Raw genomic sequence first — 5,622 nt, 5'->3', positions numbered from 1 at the left:
GGTCGGGTCCGGGCGGGGTGACTCCGGATCGACAGGCGAGTGTTGCCGCGCACGAGGCGGTTTCGGCGGCGTTCCCGGGCAGTGCCTCCGGTTCCTCGGAGCCGATGACCGCGCGGTCGGACGCGGTGCGGCGGGTGCTGCGGTTCGCGGCGACCGAGGTGGCGCCTCGGCTGCGGCAGACGGGGGTGGAGGTCGATCGGATTCTGCACGCGCTGGACGGTGGATTCATTCCGGCGGGGCCGAGCGGGTCGCCGCTGCGCGGCTTGATCAACGTGCTGCCGACCGGGCGGAACTTCTACTCGGTGGATCCCAAGGCGGTGCCCTCGCGGCTGGCGTGGGAGACAGGCCAGGCGATGGCGGATTCGCTGCTGGAGCGGTATCTGGCCGATCACGGGGAGTACCCGCGCTCGGTCGGGCTTTCGGTGTGGGGCACTTCGGCGATGCGCACCTCGGGCGACGATATAGCCGAAGTGCTTGCGCTGCTGGGTGTTCGGCCGATCTGGGACGAGGCAAGCCGCCGCGTCACCACGCTGGAGCCGATCTCGGTGACGGAGCTGGGCCGACCGCGCATCGACGTGACCGTGCGCATCAGCGGCTTCTTCCGCGACGCCTTCCCGCACGTGCTCGCGCTGCTGGACGACGCGGTCCGGTTGGTCGCCGGGCTGGACGAGCCCGCCGAACAGAATTACGTACGCGCGCACAGCCGAGCCGACCTGGCCGAGCATGGCGACGAACGACGCTCCACCACAAGGATTTTCGGCTCCAAGCCGGGCACATATGGCGCGGGGCTGTTGCAGCTCATCGACTCCAAGAGCTGGCGCACCGACGACGATCTGGCGCAGGTGTACACCGCGTGGGGTGGTTTCGCCTACGGCCGCGACCTGGACGGCGCTCCCGCCGCGGACGATATGCGCGCGGCCTACCGTCGAATCGCCGTGGCGGCCAAGAACACCGACACCCGCGAGCACGACATCGCGGACTCCGACGACTACTTCCAGTACCACGGCGGCATGGTGGCCGCGGTGCGCGCGCTGACCGGCACGAATCCGGAGGCCTACATAGGCGACAGCACCCGGCCCGACGCCGTGCGTACCCGCACCCTCTCGGAGGAGACCGCCCGGGTATTCCGTGCCCGCGTGGTGAATCCGCGCTGGCTCGAGGCGATGCGGCGGCACGGTTACAAGGGGGCGTTCGAGATGGCCGCCACCGTGGACTACCTGTTCGGCTACGACGCGACGACCAATGTCGTGGCCGACTGGATGTACGAAAAACTCTCCGAGAGTTACGTCTTCGACGAGATCAATCGCAAGTTCATGGAGCAGTCGAATCCGTGGGCCCTGCACGGTATCGCCGAACGCCTGCTCGAGGCGGCCGAGCGCGGCCTGTGGGAGGAACCCGAACGCGAGACGCTCGAGCGGCTGCGGCAGGTGTACCTGGAGACCGAAGGGGAACTGGAGTAGCGGTTCGCTGCTGATCTCGTCGTTTTGATCGAGGAGGGCGGCTCCGGCCCGGCCTTTTGCTACATTTTGTCGCCTCTTCTGTCCGGTTCCGGACAAATCGGCCGCAAGAATGTAGCGGGAGGCCGGTTCTCCTCAGCCTGGACCGGTGGGGGCTACGTTCCCGGTGGTATTTGCGGATGCGTCCGGATACGGATGCGGGGCTCGAAGCCGGGGCATAGCGTTGTCGCATGACATGGAACGAACTGGCACAGAGCAAATACGCCCTGCTGACGACCTATAAGAAGGACGGCACGCCGGTGGGTGCGCCCGTCTGGGTGGCGCCCGACGGCGACCGGATCGTCGTGTGGACCAACCCCAAGACCTGGAAGGTCAAGCGGATCCGCCGCAACCCCGAGGTGACGCTGCAGCGCTGCGACAACCGTGGTCGCACCGACGGCGGCGAGGTGCTGACCGGCACGGCGGCGCTGCTCGACGAGGCGGGTACCGAGCGTGTGCGCGGTGTGGTCGGCCGCAAATACGGCGTGATCGGCACCGTCATGATCCGAGCGCACAAGCTGTTCCTGGGCCGCGACCGTTCGATCGGCATCGCCATCACTCAGCAGGTCGGTCCGGAGTAGGCGGCGGCGAGTAGGAGCCTGCTCGTCAGGGGACGTCGGCAACAACTGGCCCCCGCATTGATCCCTGTCCATGCCAGCCTGGCTCGGGTCGACTCTCGGTTGCCGGCAGCGGCCGTGTGGGTGGTGTCGACGTGGTCGTTGGGGTCGCGTGCGCGGTAACAACTACCCGTCCATTGATCCTGCCTGGGCCAGCCTGGTTCACGTCGGCTTTCTCAACTGGCCGAAGGTGATCGTATTGGCGGCGTGCGGTATTGACGGGAATGGCTACGGCCTTTCCGTGTGGCCGCAGCCGAAAACCTCGCGCATCCATTGCGATCCGGTGCTGTAGGTGGTGTTGGCGTGGCTGTTCGGGTTGGGTCGGCGCGGGTGTTCTGGTCGCGTGCGAGGTATCGATCGGAATGGCCGGTATCGCGATGAATCGGCAGCTGCGTGCGGTTGTAGCAGGGCCATTGATTTTATGGGGTCGCACCTGGCCGTGGATCCGGCGCATCCGTTGCGATGCGGAGCTGTGTTGGGCGAAAGCCTACGCGTCGGCGGTGATTTCGATGCCGACAGTGCCCTTTTTGCCGCGCCGGAGGGTGCTGCCGGTGACGATGAGCCAGCCGAGCACCGAGTATTTGCCGCGGATCATGCCGCGCACCCGGTCGGCGGCGGCGCCGTCCAGAATCTCTGCGGTGCCCTTCACGACGGCGCCGTGCGGCTTACCGGAACGGTCGCACGGCTGCAGCGTCACCTGTGGATTGCGACGGATGCGCTTGACCTTCCAGCTGTCCGTCACGGTCCATACGTAGAGTTTGCCGTTGTCCAGCGCCGCCCACAGCGCGGTGCCGACCGGCGTGCCGTCTTTGCGAAAACTGGTGAGCAGAACGTAGTCGGCGGTGCCGACCTCGCCGAAAGGATTGTCCACGCCTGGCAGCCTACTGAGATAATCCGCGTGCTGTCGCCCCGACATCCCGCGCCTGATGGCTCTTCGCCCAATACATCGAGTTCGGGTGGACGGCAGGGTGTCAGGCAGCGAGGGTGAGTATCTGGGGGCCGTCGTCGGTGACGGCGATGGTGTGTTCGCTGTGGGCTGTGCGGGAACCGTCGGCTGAGCGCAATGTCCAGCCGTCGGGATCGACGACGATGCGGTCGGTGGTGGCGGCGAACCACGGTTCGATGGCGATGGTCAGGCCGGGGAGGAGGCGGAATCCGCGTCCGGCACGGCCGTCGTTCGGGATGTGCGGATCCTCGTGCATGGTGCGGCCCAGGCCGTGCCCGCCGAATTGGGTGTTGATCGGATAGCCGTGGGTGCGGGCGACGGCGGCGATGGCGGCGGAGATATCGCCGATCCGATTACCCGGCACCGCCACTGCGATGGCGGCGGCGAGGGCCTCCTCGGTGGTGGCGACCAGGCGGCGGTCGGGTTCGGCTGCTGTGCCGACGATCGTCGTGGTCGCCGAATCGGCCACCCAGCCGTCGATGCCTACGGCCAGGTCCATGGTCAGCACGTCGCCGTCGCACAGCGGATAGTCGAACGGAAGTCCATGCAGCACAGCATCATTCACCGACAGGCAGACGGTGTTGCGGAACGGCCCGCGGCCGAAGGACGGCGAGTAGTCCCAGTAGCACGACACCGCGCCGCGTTCCCGGATACGTTCGCGCACGTACTGCTCCAACTCCAGCAGATTCACCCCCACGACGGCGCGCTCGCGCAGCCCTGCCAGAACGTCGGCAACGAACTGCCCGGTCACCCGCATCTTCTCGATCTCGGCGGGCGTCTTCAACTCGACCACTAATGCCTCCAGTTGGGTATTTAAATACCAACCTAGCTCGAGTGGTATTTAAATACCAAGCCGGGCGGTGATCCGGTAGGCTGACCCGCATGGTCCGCCTCCCACTCACCCCCGCCCAGGTCGAGGCCGGTCGTCGTCTCGGCTGCTACCTGCGTGCAGCCCGTGCGGACAGGGATCTCGCCGAGGTGGCCCGCACCGCCGGAATCTCCCCCGAGACGCTCCGCAAGATCGAGTCCGGCCGCCTGCCCAGCCCCGCCTTCGGCACGGTCGTCGGCCTGAGCCGCGCCCTGGACATCCCCCTCGACCATCTCGCCGATGTCTGGCAATCGGTCAGCCTCGCGGAATCCGCCTGAGCGAGAGGGCCTCGCCATGGTAGGTGTCAGCCCGGACTGCCGGGCAAGCTCGTCGAATCCTTCTCGGCGATAAGGGTTCCCGCTGTCGGCAGCAGGATTCGGCGGTCGATGCCCGGCTGCGAGAGCGGATCGATAAGACAGATTGTTCAGCAGCGCATCGGGTGAGCGGCCGGCAATGGACGCTCGGTGAGCGCGTCGGCGTGATCATGCTGGTCGCCGATCCTGCTCAGGACATCGGCAACCGTGGTGAGTTCGGGATGACGATCCCGAACGGTGAGATCGTCGACAGAATCGGTTGTTCGCCGCGTATCTAGCGGCGGGCGAATTCGCCGAGATCGTCGACGTAGTCGCGGTATTCGTCGAGGGCGGAGTCCAGGAGGCGGGCGATGGCGGACTGGATCGCGGGTTGGTCGGCGGGCTGGACGGTGATGGTGTTGTTGCCGGATTCGAGGTAGCGGCCGTCGTCCCGGATGTCGTACCAGCGGACGCAGCCGACTTTGCGGGGTTGTTCGGCGCCGGTGTTGCGGGGGCCGCGGAATACCGTGATCAGGCCGGCGCCGTCGGCGGGGCGGCGGATCAGTCGCCGATATCGTTGCAGCGGAGTGGATTCCCCGGCGTAGTGGACGGTCGGGTGGCGTTCGGGGTAGAGGTCGGTGACGGCGAACGCCTCCGGCGGGCGGGCGCCGGGTGGGCAGTGCGGCAGTAGACCGGCGAGCTGGGTGGCCAGGGTGTCCGCTGTGATGAGGCTGATCTCGATGCGGGGTTTGCGTGTGAATTGTATTGCGAGAGCGGCCTGTCGGTCGTGCCGGGCGGCGGCGACCCGGATCGGGCCCGCCTGATCCGAGACGCCGTGTACCTCGGCCCACACCTCCGGCGCGGTGAGCACCGTGAACGCACGCCGCAGCATGTCCGCCTGATCCCAGGTCAGCTCGCCCTTGTCGGAATAGTGGTGGCGTACCTGCTCCCAGAAGCGGTCGCGCTCATTCGTATGGGCGAATCGGGACAGATAATCCAGCGGGTAGAGCATCCGGTCGTTCGCCGGCCCGAACCACAGGGCTGCGAATTCCTCCTCCTCGAACGACCACGTTGTCATTATTCACCTATCGTGGGCTCGACATAGTCATCGATACGGGCCATCTCGGCCGCGTGCGACTCGTGTTTGAGGTCGACCTGTTTGTTCAATCGGTCCCGATCGCCCTCGTATCTGACCCGGACGCGCGGTGCGCGAGGATGATCGTCGTCGGGATGATGGTGCTGGTCGTCGGAGAGTTCGACCGTCGCTGCGCCGGTCACTGCCGTCGCCGCGGGCTCGGCGAGTGTGTCGGGCACAATGGAATTCGGCGCGCCCGGGTGGGCGGCGGTGGCGCCCGGGGCGTTCGAGACCGGTTTGGGCGCAGGGGCGGCCGGCGGTGGGGTC

At 67.0% G+C, this 5,622-nt stretch carries 8 protein-coding genes and 1 pseudogene; 5 read left to right on the top strand and 4 right to left on the bottom strand.

The genetic code is table 11. The features are described 5' to 3' along the window. The 3 genes from JZ791_RS43260 to JZ791_RS43250 all read left to right on the top strand — a co-directional run. On the top strand, window positions 1-1,460 hold a 1,460-nt coding region (locus tag JZ791_RS43260; RefSeq protein WP_254207353.1), incomplete at its 5' end, for a cobaltochelatase subunit CobN. 227 nt (window positions 1,461-1,687) lie between these two features. After that, window positions 1,688-2,077, top strand: a complete 390-nt coding sequence (locus tag JZ791_RS43255; protein ID WP_216903648.1) for a PPOX class F420-dependent oxidoreductase — start codon at window positions 1,688-1,690, stop codon at window positions 2,075-2,077. Window positions 2,078-2,225: 148 nt separating this feature from the next. Then, complete coding sequence (locus JZ791_RS43250; protein ID WP_216903646.1) at window positions 2,226-2,405, top strand: hypothetical protein; 180 nt, start codon at window positions 2,226-2,228, stop codon at window positions 2,403-2,405. A gap of 195 nt (window positions 2,406-2,600) precedes the next feature. Here the strand turns inward: JZ791_RS43250 and JZ791_RS43245 are convergent, their stop codons facing one another. Further along, window positions 2,601-2,984 (bottom strand): PPOX class F420-dependent oxidoreductase, encoded by a 384-nt coding sequence (locus JZ791_RS43245; RefSeq protein WP_308163492.1) that lies wholly within the window; start codon window positions 2,982-2,984, stop codon window positions 2,601-2,603. A gap of 100 nt (window positions 2,985-3,084) precedes the next feature. Further along, the gene (gene map / locus JZ791_RS43240; protein ID WP_216903642.1) at window positions 3,085-3,852 is read right to left on the bottom strand and encodes a type I methionyl aminopeptidase; all 768 of its coding nucleotides are present in this window, start codon (window positions 3,850-3,852) and stop codon (window positions 3,085-3,087) included. Between the two features lie 89 nt (window positions 3,853-3,941). On the opposite strand from map, the gene JZ791_RS43235 reads away from it, so the two are divergent. Together JZ791_RS43235 and JZ791_RS43230 are read left to right on the top strand one after the other, a co-directional pair. Further along, window positions 3,942-4,205 (top strand): helix-turn-helix transcriptional regulator, encoded by a 264-nt coding sequence (locus JZ791_RS43235; protein WP_216903640.1) that lies wholly within the window; start codon window positions 3,942-3,944, stop codon window positions 4,203-4,205. Between the two features lie 161 nt (window positions 4,206-4,366). Further along, on the top strand, window positions 4,367-4,519 hold the full coding sequence (locus tag JZ791_RS43230; protein ID WP_216903638.1) for a hypothetical protein: 153 nt from the start codon (window positions 4,367-4,369) through the stop codon (window positions 4,517-4,519). Here JZ791_RS43230 and JZ791_RS43225 read toward each other — a convergent pair. Next, window positions 4,516-5,298, bottom strand: a complete 783-nt coding sequence (locus JZ791_RS43225) for an ESX secretion-associated protein EspG (RefSeq protein ID WP_216903636.1) — start codon at window positions 5,296-5,298, stop codon at window positions 4,516-4,518. The two genes, JZ791_RS43230 and JZ791_RS43225, sit on opposite strands and share 4 nt — an antisense overlap. Beyond that, window positions 5,298-5,622 (bottom strand): annotated as a pseudogene (locus JZ791_RS43220) (hypothetical protein); the annotation flags it as partial. The gene JZ791_RS43225 and the pseudogene JZ791_RS43220, both read right to left, overlap by 1 nt.

The sequence above is a fragment of the Nocardia alni genome (assembly GCF_019038435.1).
Taxonomy (GTDB): domain Bacteria; phylum Actinomycetota; class Actinomycetes; order Mycobacteriales; family Mycobacteriaceae; genus Nocardia; species Nocardia alni.
This window is presented reverse-complemented; position numbering and strand designations above follow the sequence as displayed.